Origin of the sequence: Pseudomonas sp. 2FG (assembly GCF_005502935.1) — a bacterium.
In the GTDB taxonomy this organism is placed as follows: Bacteria; Pseudomonadota; Gammaproteobacteria; order Pseudomonadales; family Pseudomonadaceae; genus Aquipseudomonas.
Map to the genome: position 1 here is coordinate 134,828 of NZ_SCMP01000014.1, position 15,404 is coordinate 150,231.

Annotated in this window: 15 protein-coding genes; 7 read left to right on the forward strand and 8 right to left on the reverse strand. The window is 63.5% G+C overall.

Annotation, left to right across the window (positions count from 1 at the left end):
- Positions 1–284: 284 nt before the first annotated feature.
- Positions 285–1,868 carry a malate dehydrogenase (quinone) gene (gene mqo, locus FFS13_RS15300; RefSeq protein ID WP_371922966.1) on the forward strand — a complete coding sequence of 528 codons (1,584 nt, stop codon included), beginning with the start codon at positions 285–287 and terminating at the stop codon, positions 1,866–1,868.
- Between the two features lie 59 nt (positions 1,869–1,927).
- Here the strand turns inward: mqo and FFS13_RS15305 are convergent, their stop codons facing one another.
- The 3 genes from FFS13_RS15305 to FFS13_RS15315 form a co-directional block, all read right to left on the reverse strand.
- Entirely contained in the window at positions 1,928–2,356 is a 429-nt protein-coding gene (locus FFS13_RS15305; RefSeq protein ID WP_137819942.1) for a VOC family protein, read from the reverse strand.
- Between the two features lie 114 nt (positions 2,357–2,470).
- The gene (locus FFS13_RS15310; protein ID WP_137819943.1) at positions 2,471–2,758 is read right to left on the reverse strand and encodes a PA4642 family protein; all 288 of its coding nucleotides are present in this window, start codon (positions 2,756–2,758) and stop codon (positions 2,471–2,473) included.
- 73 nt (positions 2,759–2,831) lie between these two features.
- Positions 2,832–3,320 (reverse strand): hypothetical protein, encoded by a 489-nt coding sequence (locus FFS13_RS15315; protein WP_137819944.1) that lies wholly within the window; start codon positions 3,318–3,320, stop codon positions 2,832–2,834.
- Between the two features lie 125 nt (positions 3,321–3,445).
- On the opposite strand from FFS13_RS15315, the gene dauA reads away from it, so the two are divergent.
- On the forward strand, positions 3,446–5,170 hold the full coding sequence (dauA, locus tag FFS13_RS15320) for a C4-dicarboxylic acid transporter DauA (RefSeq protein ID WP_137819945.1): 1,725 nt from the start codon (positions 3,446–3,448) through the stop codon (positions 5,168–5,170).
- Positions 5,171–5,269: 99 nt separating this feature from the next.
- On the opposite strand, the gene FFS13_RS15325 is transcribed toward dauA, so the two are convergent.
- The gene (locus tag FFS13_RS15325) at positions 5,270–5,746 is read right to left on the reverse strand and encodes a WbuC family cupin fold metalloprotein (RefSeq protein WP_137819946.1); all 477 of its coding nucleotides are present in this window, start codon (positions 5,744–5,746) and stop codon (positions 5,270–5,272) included.
- Positions 5,746–6,303: a hypoxanthine-guanine phosphoribosyltransferase gene (locus tag FFS13_RS15330; protein WP_137819947.1), complete on the reverse strand. Its 558-nt coding sequence runs from the start codon at positions 6,301–6,303 to the stop codon at positions 5,746–5,748. The genes FFS13_RS15325 and FFS13_RS15330 overlap by 1 nt, the downstream gene beginning before the upstream one ends.
- A 193-nt stretch (positions 6,304–6,496) precedes the next feature.
- Here FFS13_RS15330 and upp point away from each other — a divergent pair, with 193 nt between their 5' ends.
- A complete protein-coding gene (upp, locus tag FFS13_RS15335; protein WP_137819948.1) occupies positions 6,497–7,135 on the forward strand; it encodes a uracil phosphoribosyltransferase in 639 nt (212 codons plus the stop codon).
- A gap of 2 nt (positions 7,136–7,137) precedes the next feature.
- The gene (locus FFS13_RS15340) at positions 7,138–8,412 is read left to right on the forward strand and encodes a uracil-xanthine permease family protein (protein WP_137819949.1); all 1,275 of its coding nucleotides are present in this window, start codon (positions 7,138–7,140) and stop codon (positions 8,410–8,412) included.
- 63 nt (positions 8,413–8,475) lie between these two features.
- Here the strand turns inward: FFS13_RS15340 and FFS13_RS15345 are convergent, their stop codons facing one another.
- The 3 genes from FFS13_RS15345 to FFS13_RS15355 all read right to left on the reverse strand — a co-directional run bounded on the left by FFS13_RS15345 (position 8,476) and on the right by FFS13_RS15355 (position 12,107).
- Positions 8,476–9,873 carry an MFS transporter gene (locus FFS13_RS15345; RefSeq protein ID WP_137819950.1) on the reverse strand — a complete coding sequence of 466 codons (1,398 nt, stop codon included), beginning with the start codon at positions 9,871–9,873 and terminating at the stop codon, positions 8,476–8,478.
- Positions 9,874–10,020: 147 nt separating this feature from the next.
- Complete coding sequence (hemH, locus tag FFS13_RS15350) at positions 10,021–11,046, reverse strand: ferrochelatase (RefSeq protein ID WP_137819951.1); 1,026 nt, start codon at positions 11,044–11,046, stop codon at positions 10,021–10,023.
- A 158-nt stretch (positions 11,047–11,204) separates the two neighbouring features.
- The gene (locus FFS13_RS15355; RefSeq protein ID WP_137819952.1) at positions 11,205–12,107 is read right to left on the reverse strand and encodes a TIGR01777 family oxidoreductase; all 903 of its coding nucleotides are present in this window, start codon (positions 12,105–12,107) and stop codon (positions 11,205–11,207) included.
- A 193-nt stretch (positions 12,108–12,300) separates the two neighbouring features.
- Between FFS13_RS15355 and FFS13_RS15360 the strand changes: the two genes are divergently transcribed.
- The 3 genes from FFS13_RS15360 to FFS13_RS15370 all read left to right on the forward strand — a co-directional run bounded on the left by FFS13_RS15360 (position 12,301) and on the right by FFS13_RS15370 (position 15,253).
- On the forward strand, positions 12,301–13,287 hold the full coding sequence (locus FFS13_RS15360; RefSeq protein ID WP_137819953.1) for an NAD(P)/FAD-dependent oxidoreductase: 987 nt from the start codon (positions 12,301–12,303) through the stop codon (positions 13,285–13,287).
- A gap of 75 nt (positions 13,288–13,362) precedes the next feature.
- Positions 13,363–14,811, forward strand: coding sequence for a deoxyribodipyrimidine photo-lyase (gene phrB / locus FFS13_RS15365; protein WP_137819954.1), 1,449 nt, complete (start codon positions 13,363–13,365; stop codon positions 14,809–14,811).
- 121 nt (positions 14,812–14,932) lie between these two features.
- Positions 14,933–15,253 carry a YkgJ family cysteine cluster protein gene (locus tag FFS13_RS15370; RefSeq protein ID WP_137819955.1) on the forward strand — a complete coding sequence of 107 codons (321 nt, stop codon included), beginning with the start codon at positions 14,933–14,935 and terminating at the stop codon, positions 15,251–15,253.
- Positions 15,254–15,404: the final 151 nt, after the last annotated feature.

Here is a 15,404-nt window from a genome sequence, read left to right on the forward strand (position 1 = left end):
CACGCACTCAGCCCGCCGCTAGCCGTTGGCCGCCTGACCGACGGAAGAAGAAAAGTCACGCTAAAAAAGCGACTTTGCCGATTTCGCCGTTATAATCGCGCCCCGATTATAAGGACGTCTCCTGATCGGGCCTCGCAGTTACTCTGATGTGCTCAGCATCAGCCCGCACCGCCCCAGAGAGTCGCCCCCTTCGTGTTGCCTTTTCCGGCTTCGCCTGTCCCGCAAAACGTCTGGCAACCCTGCCACGTATTGCCCTCAGGTATGCGCCGGTGGCACATGAACTTTTGAGGTTCACGACTCCAAAAGAGCGTGAAAAAACGGTTTTCACTACTTCACAAGAGTGTGGCGAGCACATGGCGCAAAACGATTACGAGGCTGTCGATGTGGTGCTGGTTGGAGCCGGCATCATGAGTGCGACACTGGCCGTGCTGTTAAAAGAGCTCGACCCCGGCATCAAGCTGGAAGTCGTTGAGTTGCAAGAGTCGGGGGCTATCGAGAGCTCCAACCCTTGGAACAACGCCGGTACCGGGCATGCCGGGCTGTGCGAGCTGAACTACACGCCGGACGCTGCGGACGGCTCCATCGACATCAAGAAGGCGGTCAGCATCAACACCCAGTTCGAGGTGTCGAAGCAGTTCTGGACCTATCTGATCGAGCAAGGCAGCTTCGGCTCGCCGAAAGCCTTCATCAACCCGATACCGCACCTGAGCTTCGTGCAAGGCGACGAGGGCATCGCCTTCCTCAAGACGCGGTTCGCGGCGATGATCAAGCACCATGCCTTCGCCGCAATGGAGTACAGCGAAGACAAGGCCACCATGGCCGAGTGGATGCCGTTGATGATGCCCGGCCGTCCGGCCGATGAGCCGATTGCGGCCACCCGCGTACTCGCGGGTACCGACGTCAACTTTGGCGCCCTGACCACGCAACTGCTCAAGTACCTGGCCAACAAGTCGGACTGCCAGGTCAAGTACAACAAGAAAGTCACTGGCCTGCAGCGCACCGACAGTGGCTGGCGCGTCAGCATCAAGGACACCCAGAGCGGCAACCTGCGGGAAGTGAACTCGCGCTTTGTCTTCCTCGGCGCTGGCGGCGGTGCCCTGCCGCTGCTGCAGATGTCCGGCATTCCAGAAGGCAAAGGCTTTGGCGGCTTCCCGGTCAGTGGCCAGTGGCTGCGTTGCGATGATCCGGAGATCGTCAAACAACATGAGGCCAAGGTTTACAGCCAGGCCGCGGTGGGTTCGCCGCCGATGTCGGTGCCGCACCTGGATACCCGGGTGGTGGACGGCAAGAAATCCCTGCTGTTCGGGCCCTATGCCGGCTTCAGCACCAAGTTCCTCAAGCACGGCTCCTTCCTCGATCTGCCGCTGTCGATTCGCCCCAGCAATATCGGCCCGATGCTGGCAGTGGCCCGTGACAACTTCGACCTGACCCGCTATCTGGTCAGCGAAGTGATGCAGTCCAGCGAGCAACGCCTGGATGCGCTACGGCGCTTCTACCCGCAGGCCAAAGCCGCCGACTGGCGCCTGGAAGTGGCCGGGCAACGCGTGCAGATCATCAAGAAAGACCCGAAAAAGGGCGGCATCCTGCAGTTCGGTACCGAACTGGTCGCCGCCGAGGACGGCAGCATCGCCGCCCTGCTCGGCGCCTCGCCAGGTGCCTCGGTGACGGTGTCGATCATGCTGGAACTGATCGAACGCTGCTTCCCCGAGCAGGTGCGCTCCGCGCAGTGGGCGAGCAAGCTGAAGGAAATGTTCCCGGCCCGGGAGAAGGTGCTGGAAGCCGATGCCGCGCTGTACCGTGAAGTCAGCGCGCGCAGCGATGAGTGCCTGGAGCTGGTGGTCAAGGCCAACGCCGCAGCCAGCGTCTAAAGATCGAGTTGCCGCCGATAACAAACCGCCCCTCGGGGGCGGTTTTTTTGTGCCTGAGGTTAGGGCAGCGAAGTACCTGGGTCGGCCGCCTCGCAATTGACCATCCAGCCCACGCCGAAGCGATCGGTGAGCATGCCGAAAGCCGACGCCCAAAAGGTTTTCTGCAACGGCATGCCGACCTGGCCACCCTCGGCCAGGGCAGCAAAAACCTGCTCGGCCTGCTCCAGGCTATGGGTACTGATCGACAGATTGAAACCATTGAACGCCTGGGTACCTGAGCACATGCCATCCGACGCCATCACCTGGCTGCCGCCAATCTGCAGGTTGGCGTGCATCACCTTGTCCGGGTCCACCTGCGGCATGCCCTCCTGCTCTGGCGCATCCTTGAAGCGCATGAGGAGAGTGACTTTCGCGCCCAGCGCCTGGGTATAGAACTGCAAGGCCTCGTCACACCGGCCGTTGAAGAACAGATAGGGTTCGATTCGCATGCTGGCCTCCGAAGCAAATGGCTGTTGCTGGAAGGCTCAGTGTAGAAAAGCGCGGCACAGCGCGAAGACAAAAAAGCCCGCCGTGTGACGAGCGGGCTTTGGGTGGCCGATCGATCAGCCGCGGGCGGCTTTGATCACCTCGATGTAGGGCCCCGCCTGGCGCTGATCCTGGATCAGCGCGATAAAATCCTGGCCCTGCGCATCCTTGGCATTCAGGTCGTAGCCGGCGGCCACGAAGAAACCAATAAAACGCTCGAAATCGTCGATACGCAGGCCACGGTAAGCCTTGACCAGCTTGTGCAGGGACGCTGGTGTGTCGTCGCCCGGTTCCACGTCGAGGAACAGCTTGATCGGCTCATCACCAATCTCTTCGCCAATCACCTGCTTCTTGTCTTTACGCATCGTTCACTTCTCTTGACATGGTGGGGACCAGATATCACCGGGCCGGCAGTTTACCCCCGCCACGCCCTGGCGCTCAACGCGCGCGCTGCGCGCCGCTATGCAGATCGGCCCAGACATGCCCATTCGGATAGCTGAGAAACTGGCAATACAGCGTGCTGGTGCGCAACAGATCGAGCAACAGGCTGTACTGCGCCAAGGGGTAGTTCAGGCTGAGCACGCGGGTTTTCGCGTCATAACTGGGCTTTTTCAGGCTCTTGCCCTCGGCGTCGAAGTGAATCAGCACTTGGCTGACATTCGCGCCCTGACTGAGCGGCTTGCCTTTCAAACGCAGCAACACCGGTGAGGTAATCGGAATCGGCTGTTGGCTGGACTGCCGCTGGCTGCCGACCACCACGGCGTATTCGGTGACTTGAATCAGCTGTTGTTGCTCGGGCGGCTCCTGGCGCAAGGCGAGATCATCCGGCGGCAGGAACTGAGCATGCAGCGGTGGAGCGGCGCTGGCAGACAGTGGCAGGCTGCAGGCCACCAGTAACCACGCAGCGCAACGGATATGGACAAGCATCGGTAACTCCGGGAAAAATCAGCGAGCCACTCTAGCATGCGACTTTGCCGCGCTCACAGACGACTTAGGTCAGCCGCCTTAAGCGCCTGCGGCTTTATATTCCTGACCATTCCCGCGGAGCCCCTATGGCATTTTCCTTACCCCCGTTATTCGCGGCCTGGCGCCAGACCCGGCGCGCCGGTTACTCATGGCAGGCCCTGCGCGGCGACCTCGGCGCCGGGGTAACGGTCGGGATCATCGCCATCCCGCTGGCCATGGCCCTGGCGATTGCCGTCGGTGTAGCGCCGCAGCACGGGCTGTATACGGTGCTGATCGCCGCGCCCTTGATCGCGCTCAGCGGCGGTTCGCGCTTCAATGTCTCCGGGCCGACGGCCGCCTTTGTGGTCATCCTGCTACCGATCACGCAACAGTTCGGGCTTGGCGGCTTGCTCCTCTGCACGCTACTGGCCGGGCTGATCATGATCGCCATGGGCTTGGCGCGGGCCGGCCGGCTGATCCAGTACATCCCCTACCCCGTGACGCTGGGTTTTACCGCCGGCATCGGCATCGTCATCGCCACCTTGCAGTTGAAGGATCTACTTGGCCTCAGCCTGAGCAGCCAACCGCAGAACTATGTGGAGCAACTCGGCCTGCTGGTGCAGGCGCTGCCCAGCATCCAGCTCGGCGATGCCGTGGTCGCGGCAGTCTGCTTGGCGGTTTTAGTCCTCTGGCCGCGCTGGGTGCCCAAGATCCCGGGGCATCTGGTGGCCTTGGCCGCCGGCGCCTTGCTGGGGGTGGCACTGGAGCGTTTCGGCGTGCCGGTGGCGACGCTCGGCGAACGCTTTAGCTACCTGCTGGATGGCGTCAGGCATCCTGGCATCCCACCGTTTCTGCCGAGTTTCGCCTGGCCCTGGCAACTGCCCGGGGCGGATGGCGCGCCGTTGCCACTGTCGTTCGAGCTGATCCGCCAACTGCTCGCCCCGGCGTTTGCCATCGCCATGCTCGGCGCCATCGAGTCACTGCTCTGCGCGGTGGTCGCCGACGGCATGACCGGCAGCAAGCACGACCCGAATGCCGAGCTGATCGGCCAGGGGCTGGGCAATCTGGTTGCGCCGCTGTTCGGCGGGATCACCGCCACCGCCGCAATCGCCCGCAGCGCCGCCAACGTACGCGCCGGTGCCTTCTCACCCCTGGCGGCGATCATTCATGCCAGCGTGGTACTGGTCGCCATCCTGCTGCTCGCGCCCTTATTCAGCTACCTGCCGATGGCCGCGCTGGCGGCCTTGCTGCTGACCGTCGCGTGGAATATGAGTGAACCCCGGCATGTCTTGCATACCCTGCGCATTGCCCCGCGCAGCGACGTGCTGGTGCTGCTGACCTGCCTGACTCTCACCGTCCTGTTCGATATGGTGCTGGCGGTGGGTGTCGGTCTACTGCTCGCGGCCGGGCTATTTATCAAGCGCATGAGCGATCTGACCGACACCGAGCCCTTGCCCAAGCATTTCCATCAAGCGCTGCACGATCTGCCTGAGCACATCTTGGCCTATGCCATTCGTGGCCCGCTGTTCTTCGGCGCCGCCGAAAAAGCGCTCAACGTACTGCGCCGCTTTACCCCTGGGGTGCGGGTGGTGATCGTCGAAATGAGCGCGGTGCCGATGCTCGACATGACCGCCCTGGCCGCGCTGGACAATGTGCTGCGCGACTATCGCCACCAGGGTATCGGCCTGGTGTTGGTCGGCACGTCGCCGCGGGTGCGCCTGAAACTCCGCCGTGCGGGGATACACCGCGTCCAGGGGCAGCTGGCCTATGTGCAGGATCTGCAGCAGGCGCGGGAGAAGGCGCTGCGTTGGTTGGATGAAGGCCATAGCTAGGAGCGAGCCCTGCTCGCGATCAGCTTTAAGCTCGGCACACCATCGCTCGCCAACAGCGCTCACGCCTACAGGTCATCGGCAGTGCCCCAGGCAACCGGCTTAGTCGTTGAACTGCGCACGCATCCAGGCCTGGTAATCGGCAACCCCAGCCTCACCCTCGCGCGGCGCCCACTCCGCCTGCTCGCCGGCGCCAACCGGCCGATAGGGGCCGGCCTTGCATTCGAACAACAGGCTGTCGGCCTCCAGCACCACCAAGGCATGGAACACCCCAGGCGGCAGGTCCACACCCACGCAGTCGCCCCCCGCCTCGAGCACACGCTTGGCCAGCACCTCGCCGCTGTCGCTGAAGAGCAACAGCCCCAAACGCCCCTTGAGCACCAGCAAGGCCTCGGCTTTATCGGCCGAGAGGTGGCGATGCGGCGGGATATAGGTGTGTGGCTGCAAGCCGACCGCCATGCGGTGGCAGGGCTCTTCCATCTGGTGGAAGTTATGGTGCTGACGGCCACGCGGGTTGGCCGCGGCCTGCTGCGCCAGCTCGGCGAACAGCGTCTGGTCGAGGAAACGAGGCTCAGTCATTACAGGCCTTTGACCGCGTAGATACCGGGCGCATTGCGCCAGTAGCCCTTGTAGTCCATGCCGTAACCGAAGATGTAACGGTCGACGCAAGGCAGACCGACATAGTTGGCTTGCAGGTCCGGGCGCGCCTTGCGGTCGTGGGTTTTGTCGATCAGCACGGCGATATGCACCTTGGCCGCGCCCGCATGGCGGCAGAAATCGATGATCGCGCCGAGGGTGTGCCCTTCATCGAGAATGTCGTCGATGATCAGGACATCGCGGTCGATAAAGGACACTTCCGGCTTGGCCTTCCAGAACAGATCGCCGCCGCTGGTTTCATTGCGATAACGGGTGGCGTGCAGGTAGGACAGCTCCAGCGGGAAATTCAGCTTCGGCAACAGCTTGCCGGAGAAGATCAGACCGCCGTTCATCACGCAGAACACCACCGGATTGCGCTCGGCCAGCTCGGCGTTGATCGCCACGGCGACGCTAGCGATCGCGGCCTCCACTTCAGCCTCGTTATACAGGCAGTCGGCTTGCGCCATGACTTGACGAATGTGCTCGAGATCGACGGACATGGCGCGCTCCAGGGGCGGTTTAAGAAAAGTGGGCAAAGGTACGCATCCGCCGGCACGACGGCAAGTCCATCCTGACCGGTGCGACAGGTCTTGCCGAGCTATAGGGCTCACTGGCCGCTACACTTGCCCGCCGCTTTGCTGCTAGTACTGTATTTTAGCGAACATTATCCCCAGCCCCGCCGGAGCCTATCCCATGCCCATCCGTGAAATCCGCCACCCGCTGATCCGCCACAAGCTCGGCCTGATGCGCCGCGCCGATATCAGCACGAAAAATTTCCGCGAACTGGCTCAGGAAGTGGGCGCCCTGCTCACCTACGAGGCCACGCAAGACCTGCCGCTGGAAAGCTACGAGATCCAGGGCTGGTGCGGCAGCGTGCAGGCGGAAAAGATCGCCGGCAAGAAGATCACCGTGGTGCCGATCCTGCGCGCCGGCATCGGCATGCTGGATGGCGTGCTCAGCCTGATTCCCGGCGCCAAGGTCAGTGCCGTGGGCGTCGCGCGTAATGAAGAGACCCTGCAAGCACACACCTACCTGGAAAAACTGGTGCCCGAGATCGACGAGCGCCTGGCGCTGATAGTCGACCCGATGCTGGCCACTGGCGGCTCGATGGTTGCCACCATCGACCTGCTGAAGAAAGCCGGCTGCAAGGAGATCCGCGCCATGGTGCTGGTCGCCGCGCCCGAGGGCATCCAGGCGGTGCAAGCCGCCCACCCGGATGTGCTGATCTTCACCGCCTCCATCGACCAGCGCCTGAACGAACACGGCTACATCATTCCCGGGCTGGGCGATGCCGGCGACAAGATTTTCGGCACCAAGCAAAAGGACGCCTAAGCATGCCGGATGAATTCCACGACCCGCTCTGGCGGCAGGTGCTGTCGGGCGCGCAGATGCTCTTCGTCGCCTTCGGCGCGCTGGTGTTGATGCCGCTGATCACCGGCCTCGATCCGAACGTCGCGCTGTTCACGGCGGGTCTCGGCACTCTCCTGTTCCAACTCGTCACCGGGCGGCAGGTGCCGGTCTTTCTGGCATCGTCCTTCGCCTTTATCACCCCGATCATTCTCGCCAAGGGCCAGTTCGGCCTGGCCGCGACCATGGGCGGCATAGTCGCGGCGGGCTTCGTCTATACCTTCCTCGGCCTCGCGGTGAAGATCAAAGGCACCGGCTTCATCGACCGCCTGCTGCCTCCGGTCGTCATCGGCCCGGTGATCATCGCCATCGGCCTGGCCATGGCGCCGATCGCCGCCAATATGGCGATGGGTAAGAGTGGTGACGGCAGCGAGCTGATCCCTTACCGCACCGCCATGCTGATCTCGATGCCGGCGTTGCTCACCACCCTGATCGTCGCGGTGTTCGGCCGTGGCATCTTCCGCCTGGTGCCGATCATCTCCGGCGTGCTGGTCGGTTTCGCGCTGGCGTTCTTCTTCGGCGTGGTCGATAGCGCCGCCATCGCCGCGGCGCCCTGGCTGGAGCTGCCGAAGTTCACCGCACCGGCGTTCAACTGGCAGGCGATTCTGTTTATCGTGCCGGTGGCCCTGGCGCCGGCGATCGAGCACATCGGTGGAGTGATCGCGGTCGGCAGCGTGACCGGCCGTGATTACCTGAAAAAACCCGGCCTGCACCGCACCCTGCTCGGTGACGGTATCGCCACCTCGGTCGCCGGCCTGTTCGGCGGCCCACCGAACACCACCTACGCCGAGGTGACCGGCGCGGTGATGCTGACCAAGAACTACAACCCGAAAATCATGACCTGGGCGGCGATCTTCGCCATCACCCTGGCCTTTATCGGCAAGTTCGGCGCGCTGCTGCAAAGCATCCCGGTGCCGGTGATGGGCGGCATTCTCTGCCTACTGTTCGGCTCCATCGCCGCCGTCGGGATGAACACGCTGATCCGCCACAAGGTCGATCTGGCCGAGGCGCGCAATCTGGTGATCGTCTCCGTGACGCTGGTATTCGGCATTGGCGGTGTATTGATCGGCAGCGGCACCGGGCCGGACGACTTCGGCCTGAAGGGCATCGCCCTCTGCGCCATAGTCGCCATCGGCCTCAACCTGCTGTTGCCGAGCAATGACAGCTGGAAGAACAAGGCGCTCGACGAGCAGAAGCGCTGATCTTCCAACCCTAAAAAAAGCCCCGCAGTTGCGGGGCTTTTTTATGCTCAAAACCCTTTGATCCTAGACTCCGGCCTGCGCGGAAATGGCGAATGAGGGTGACGAAGCACTCTTTGCTGACCCGTCGCCGACAGGCTCGGCCACCCACTGCTGCAAGCGCACCACGCTGTCACGGTAGGGTTGCAAGCCCTTGTTCAGCAGGAACACCGAACTCAGCACCGCCAGGCTGGTGACCAGCAGAAGCGAATAACGCAGCGCGTTATCGTCGGCGAACACATAGTCGGTCACCAACGCCACCGCCGTCGGGCCGATGCCCAGGCCGATCAGGGTGATGACGAACAGGTAAATCGCCGAGGCCTGGCCACGCATGGAGTTCGGCATGATGTCCTGAATCGCCGCCGGCGCCACGCCGAACGGCATGCTCAGGCAGAACACCGTCGGCGCCATCAGCAGCGCCGCCAGATTGCCACTGTCCAGCAGCGGGAAGGCCAGCACGAAGGGCAACGCACCCAGCGCCGCATACAGGCCGACGCGCATATTGGCGTCCGTCCGCCCGCGCTTGGCCATCCAATCCGCCAGACGTCCGCCGAAGACGATGCCCAGGCAACCAAAGACCGCGACGATGCCGCCGTAGACCACGCCGACGTGCCCAGCATCCCAGCCATAGGTGCGAATAAAGAACGTCGGGATCCACGCGGCACTGCCGTAACCGGCGAAGGCCAGCCCGGCAAAACCGAAGTTGTGGCAGAGCACGGTGCGGCGGTTGGCGCGAATGTAACGACCGACCTCGGCCAGCGGCACCGCCACCCCGGCACCCACACCGCGCCGAGCAGGTTCGCGCACGGCCTGCATCATTAAGGTGAAGAGCAAGCCCGCGGCCCCCAGCAGCAAGAAAATCAACTGCCACGGGCGCACTTCACCGAGCACCGGCAGCAGCACATCGCCCTGTGCCGAGGCGAACTTGATCACCAAACCACCGAGCAGGAAGGCCAACCCGGAGCCGAGGTAAACCCCCATCGAATACACACTGATGGCGGTGGCGCGGCGCTCGGCGGGGAAGCTGTCAGCAATCAGCGAATAGGCCGCCGGCGACAACGCCGCCTCACCGACACCCACACCAATCCGGCAGAGCAGAAATTGCCAGTACAGCCTGGCCATGCCGCAGGCCGCGGTCATCGCGCTCCAGAACAGCACGCCGACCGCGATCAAGCCACGCCGGCTTTTGCTATCGGCGAGCCGGCCGAGGGGAATGCCGCAAACGGTGTAGAACAGTGCAAAGGACAAGCCCATCAGCAGGCTCATCTGGGTGTCGCTGATCATCAGATCGCGGCGGATTGGCGCGACCAGCAGGTTGAGAATCTGCCGGTCGATAAAGGACAGGACGTACGCCACCATCAGGATGGCGACAGTGCCCCAGGCACGAAGGTTGGAGGGATAACCGACATTATTATTGTTGTTCACTAACGGTCTCCTCGGCGCCGCTTGCGCGACGCGCGACGGTTGAAAGTGAGCGCAGCTTAGCCTCATCAACAACCGTACTTATACTGCCAGGAGAGCGTTATCCATCAAGCGAATGCAGCAAGCGCCCTTGCGCGAATGCCTGGCGAGTCACAGCCCCTGGAGCGCACGCTCGCACAGGGTTTGCAGCGCCGCCACCCAGCGCGGGTGATCGTTCAGGCAGGGCACCAGCACCAGTTCCTCGCCGCCGGCGTGCTGGAATTGCTCGAGACCGCGGATGCCGATTTCTTCCAGGGTCTCGATGCAGTCGGCAACGAATGCCGGGCACATCACCAGGAGCTTTTTCACCCCCTGCCTGGCCAGTTCCTCGAGCCGGGTTTCGGTGTAGGGCTCGATCCACTTGGCCCGGCCCAGGCGCGACTGGAACGACACCGACCACTGCCCGGGCTGCAGACCCATGCGCTCGGCGAACGCTTCCGCACTGCGCAGGCACTGGGCGCGGTAGCAGGTCGCCAAGACTTCCGGCGAGGCCGTGCGGCAGCAATCCGGGCCTTTCAGGCAGTGGCTGCCCGTAGGGTCGAGCTTGCGCAGGTGGCGCTCCGGCAAGCCGTGATAGCTCAGCAGCAGGTGATCGAAACCCTGCTCCAGATGCGGCCTGGCGCTTTCCACCAAGGCCTCGAGGTATTCAGGCTGAGCGTAGAACGGCGGCAGGGTGGCAAATTGCAGGTTCAACTTCTGCTCGCGCACCACCCGCCTGGCCTCTTCCAGCACCGTGGTCACGGTGCTGTCGGCGAATTGCGGATACAGCGGCGCCAGCGTCACCCGCTGGATGCCTTGCGCCGCCAGGCGGGTCAGCACGCTCTGGATCGACGGCTCGCCGTAGCGCATCGCCAACTCCACCGGGCCCTGGGTCCAGCTCGCTTTCATCGCCTCCTGCAAGCGCCGGCTGAGCACCACCAGGGGCGAGCCCTCATCCCACCAGATCGAGGCATAGGCATGGGCCGAAGCCGCCGGGCGCTTGATCAAGATCAGCGACACCAACAGACGCCGCAGCGGCCACGGCAGATCAATCACATAGGGGTCCATCAGGAACTGGTCGAGGTAACTACGTACATCGGCCACTTCGGTAGAAGCCGGCGAACCCAGGTTGACCAGTAGCAACGCGTGATCGGTCATGCAAAATCCCTAAAAGGCTGTTTTTAAATTGTCTACGCATTGGTGATGCTGCGTTAAAAATGGCTTCGGAATGCTCATTTACAGCTCGTAAACTCCGCTTCCTCAGCCATTTTTGCCTTGCCTGACCTTCGCTCGACGATTTTCAAAACAGCCTCTAATCAATGACGGCCCAACAGATCGTTCAGGGCCGAATCCAAATCGCTAAAGCGAAAACTGAAACCCGCCTCACTCAGCCGGGCCGGCAGCGCCCGCTGGCCGCCCAGCAGTAGACCGGACAGTTCCCCCAGGGCCAGTCGCAACACCACCGCCGGCACCGGCAAGCACGCCGGCCGCTGCAGCACACGGCCCAGCGCGCGGCTGAACTCGGCATTGCGCACCGGCTGCGGCGCGCAGGCATTATAAGGACCCTGAGCGCTCTCCTGCCGTAAGAGAAAATCGATCAGGGCGATTTGATCGGCCAGATGAACCCACGACATCCACTGTCGACCATTGCCGATCGGCCCACCCAGGCCAAGCTTGAACGGCGGCAGCAGGCGCTTTAAAAAGCCGCCGTCGTTGGCCAGCACCAGCCCGGTACGCACCAGCACCACGCGCATCCCCAGCGTTGCAGCCCGCTGCGCCGTCTCTTCCCAGGCGCCACACAACTGGCTGGCAAAGTCCTCGCTCACCGGTGCGGCGGATTCGCGCAACTCACGCTCACCCCCATCGCCATACCAACCCACGGCCGAACCGGAAAGCAGCACCCGCGGCCTCTGCGTGCGGCCTGCCAGCCAGCTCAACAGTTGTTCGGTCAAGGTGATCCGGCTAGCCCAGAGCAGTGCCTTGCGCTTGCTGGTCCAGGGCCGATCCGCAATGGGCGCGCCAGCCAGGTTGACCAGCGCATCCAGCGGCTCTTCGGCCAGCTCGTCGAGGCGACCAATCCCGCGCACCTGGGCACCGCAGAGGCTGGCCACACGCTCGGGCGTACGACTCCAGACCGTCAACTGCTGCCCCTGCGCCGCCCAATGACGGCACAGCGCACGGCCGATCAAACCCGTGCCGCCGGTCAGCAATATATGCATGACATCCTCCTCGCCTGGTGCTAAATGAAGATATAGCCCTAGTCTGGTTCATGTCGCGAGCACGTGTCTTTTCTCCAGCCGCGCGCCGTCCTAAAGCAAAGGAGGCGGCTGAACCCGAACCGTTCTATACATAACTACAGCGTACAGGTTCTGTCTAAAGCGTAGCCTGCAGCCCTAGGTAACGAGGTAGACCATGAGTGCACCTATCGCCATTATCGGTACCGGCATCGCCGGACTGTCCGCCGCTCAAGCCCTGCATTCGGCGGGGCAGGCGGTACAGCTGTTCGATAAAAGCCATAGCAGCGGCGGACGCATGGCCAGCAAGCGCAGCGACGCCGGCGCCCTCGACTTGGGCGCGCAATACTTCACCGCCCGCGATCGCCGTTTCCTCGAAGCCGTCCAGCGGTGGCAAACGCGGGGCTGGGTCGCCGAGTGGGCGCCGAGCCTCTACAACTTCAGCGACGGACAGCTCAGCGCCTCGCCAGATGAGCAAGTTCGCTGGGTCGGCACCCCACGCATGAGCGCCATCACCCGCGCCATGCTCGGCGCCCTGCCCATCAACTTCTCCTGCCGTATCACCGAAGTGTTCCGCGGCAAGCAACACTGGAGCCTGCAGGATGCCGAGGGCCAGAGCCATGGCCCCTTCAGTCACGTCATCATCGCCACCCCCGCACCACAAGCCAGTGCCCTGCTGGCCGCCGCCCCGAAGCTGGCCGGCGCCGCCGCCAGCGTCGCCATGGAACCCACCTGGGCCGTCGCACTGGCGTTCGCCAACCCGCTGGAAACGGCGGTCGAAGGCTGCTTTGTCGAGGGTGGCCCGCTCAGTTGGCTGGCGCGCAACCGCAGCAAACCGGGACGCGACACCCACATGGACACCTGGGTGCTACACGCCAGCAGCAACTGGAGCAAACTGCATCTGGACCTGTCTAAGGAAACGGTGATCGAACACTTGCACGGCGCCTTCGCCGAGCTGATCGGCTGCGCCGTGCCCGCCCCCGCCTTCAGCCTGGCCCATCGCTGGCTCTACGCGCGCCCCATCAGCAACCACGAATGGGGCACCCTGGCCGATGCCGACCTGGGCCTGTATGCCTGCGGCGACTGGTGCCTGTCCGGGCGAGTCGAAGGTGCCTGGTTGAGCGGTCAGGAAGCGGCGAAACGCTTGCTCGAACACCTGCAATGAACCGACTTAGCCCGCGCAAGTTGCTGCTGTCCAAATGGGCCGCGACGCAAGCGGAAAACCGTTAAGAACCGCGTAATGCGCCAATTGATCTGGTTTCGCAGCGATCTGCGCGTGCAGGACAACACCGCCCTGGCCGCGGCCATGGCTGCCGGGCCGACCCTCGCGGTGTTTCTGCTCAGCCCCGGCCAGTGGCAACGCCATGACGATGCGCCGAGCAAGGTCGACTTCTGGCTGCGCAACCTGGTGGAACTGTCCCGCGCCCTGGGCGAGCTGAACGTGCCGCTGCTGATCCGTCAAGCCGACACCTGGAGCGAGGCGCCCCAGGTCATCGCCCGCCTGTGCCGGGAGCGGCAAATCGACTGCGTACAGGTCAACGAGGAATACGGCAGCCACGAAAGCAGCCGCGACCAGGCGGTGGCCGCAGCACTGGATGCGCTGGGGGTGACTTTTCGCAGCCACCTCGATCAGCTGTTGTTCAAACCCGGCAGCGTGCTGAGCAAATCCGGCGGTTATTTCCAGGTCTACAGCCAGTTTCGCAAGCTCTGTTACAGCCGCCTGCACAGGGCCCTGCCCGGCCTGGTGCGCCGGCCGTCCGCCCAGGCGCCACTGGGCCTGGCCAGCGACCCCATTCCCACGGTCGTGGACGGTTTCCCCACCCCCGGGCAAAGCCTGCGCCAGCTCTGGCCCGCGGGCGAAGCGGCGGCCTTGGAACGCTTGCGGCGCTTTGCCGAAGAGCAGATCGGTTTCTACCAGGAGCGGCGCGACCTACCGGCCAAACCCGGCACCAGCCAGCTGTCGACCTACCTGGCAGCCGGCGTGGTCTCGCCGCGTCAGTGCCTGCACGCCGCCCTGATGATCAACTACGGCGAATTCGAAAGCGGCAATGGCGGTGTGGTCAGCTGGATCAACGAACTGCTCTGGCGCGAGTTCTACAAACACATCCTGGTGGGTTACCCACGAGTTTCCCGTCATCGCGCCTTCCGCCCGGACACCGAGGCGCTGCCCTGGCGCAATGCCCCGGATGAACTGGCGGCCTGGCAGGAGGGCCGCAGCGGCTTCCCACTCATCGACGCGGCCATGCGCCAGTTGCTGGCCACCGGCTGGATGCATAACCGCCTACGCATGGTGGTGGCCATGTTCCTGAGCAAGAACCTGTTGATCGACTGGCGCGAGGGCGAGCGTTTTTTTATGCGCCAACTGATCGACGGCGACCTCGCCGCCAACAACGGCGGCTGGCAATGGAGCGCCTCCACCGGCACCGACTCGGTGCCCTATTTCCGCCTCTTCAACCCGATCAGCCAGTCGGAGAGATTCGACCCGGACGGCCACTTTATCCGTCACTGGCTACCCGAGCTGGCCGGGCTGAATAACAAGGACATCCACAACCCCGCGCCTCTTCTCCAAAATGGCGGCGGCCTGTTCGGCGCGCTCGACTACCCGCGACCGATAGTCGATCTGCAGCAGAGCCGCGAGCGCGCGCTGGCGGCGTTCAAGAGCCTGCCAAAGCTTGCGCCGGCAGGCTGACCCGCCTGCATCCACAGCTGCGCGGAAAGCAATCAAGCAATAACGATGATCCAGGCCAAGCCGCCAGGCGCTGGTCAGCTGGACAACACCGAAGCTGGCGCCTGGCTTACACTGCCGGCCTATGACTACCGACTCCAACCAGATCCCGCTGACCACCCTCGAACCCGAGCAGGCCGTGACCTGCTCCACCTGCGCGGCCTGCTGCTGCCAGCTGGAAGTCATCCTGCTCACCGACACCGGCGTGCCCGACCGCTACATCGACACCGATGAGTGGGGCGGCGACGTCATGGCTCGACTCGATGATGGCTGGTGCATCGCCCTCGACCGCGACACCATGCTCTGCACCATCTATGAGAATCGCCCCTGGGTCTGCCGCGAGTTTGAAATGGGCTCAGCCGAGTGCCTGGAAGAACGCAGCGGCCTGTCGACGATTTATCGCTAAACGCAGCCGCATTCAGGAATAAAAAACCGGGCCTTGGCCTAATGCCAGTCAGTTAAGCTGATTGGCATTTTTGTTTCTGATCGGATATTTCGGGGATTTGAGCCTGATAGCCCGAGGATAAATACGCTCTTCTCGCCGATGCGGCAGGACA